We start from the raw sequence: 1,084 nt of genomic DNA, 5'->3' as shown, positions 1-1,084 counted from the left end.
AGCTTGCGGCGACGAAATCGCCCGTGACCTTCTCCTCGCGAAAATACGCGACGCAGAGCATGATGTGAACCGCGAGTGAAAATTTTATACCTACTTGCATAACCGGCCTTGATTTAAATTTAAAACCGCACGTTAGTTTCGTGCGGCGTTATTTTAGCTAAATTAAGCAAAATTTTAAGCTCACGTTCTCTCGCCGACGGCGGTAAAGCGCTTTTGCACGAAAGCGCCGTTTTTTAGCTCGTCTATGACCGCGAGCGCGAGGTCTGCGTAGCTGATGTAGCTCTCGTTTTTAGAGTTTAGGATTAGATTATCGCCGCCAAGGACGTATTTACCCGTGCGAGCGCCATTTGCGTCGTAGTCTCCGGCAGGCGAGACGTATGTCCATAGCACGCCCGTTCTACCTTTTAGCTCGAAAAACGACTCCGCCGTAGCCTTTGCGACGCCCATGTACCCGGCAGGAAAGCTTGGCGTATCCATAACCATCGTCTGCTTATCGTCCACGTATAGCGTACCCGCGCCGCCGATGACAAGTAGCCTTGTTTTCGTACCGCTAAGTGCGTCTGCTAGGTGTTTTGCTACCTTTTTATGAAGCGGGAAGGTCTCGTCGCTCTATGCCGCAAATGCGCTGATAACGGCGTCAAAGCCAGCTAGATCGGCCTTTGTTAACTCAAAAATATCTTTATAAATTACTTTGACGTCGCCATTTTTATACTCTTTGTTTCGCACGATAGCCGTTACGTCATTCCCTTATTTTAGGGCTTCTTGCACCAAATTTGAACCTGTTTTTCCGTTTGCTCCAATGATTGCCACTTTCATTGTTTCTCCTTTAAATTTGATTTGTTTGATCGCACAGCCGCCGCGGTTAATGCGCTCGCACATTTGGCGCCGTCTGCCGCGCCGCGTAGTTTAAAATTTACGCCCGCATTTTGTCGCGCGCCTCGCGTATTTTACAGCCAGTTTGGCTTTACGTCCTCGTTTATCACGCCATCATCCATCGTGTATTGCTCCAGGCTGCCGCGTTTGGTCTGGATACAGATAAACTTCATCCCCTGCGCGCCCGCCTTGAAGCATCTCTTGCCGTCCG

At 49.6% G+C, this 1,084-nt stretch carries 1 protein-coding gene; it reads right to left on the bottom strand.

Features of this window, described 5'->3' with window-relative positions; genetic code table 11:
* Positions 1-180: 180 nt before the first annotated feature.
* Positions 181-501, bottom strand: a complete 321-nt coding sequence (locus tag Q0236_RS04145; protein ID WP_297915410.1) for an Rrf2 family transcriptional regulator — start codon at positions 499-501, stop codon at positions 181-183.
* Positions 502-1,084 lie beyond the last annotated feature (583 nt).

Origin of the sequence: uncultured Campylobacter sp., from assembly GCF_938031315.1 — a bacterium.
Lineage (GTDB): Bacteria > Campylobacterota > Campylobacteria > Campylobacterales > Campylobacteraceae > Campylobacter_B.
This window is presented reverse-complemented; position numbering and strand designations above follow the sequence as displayed.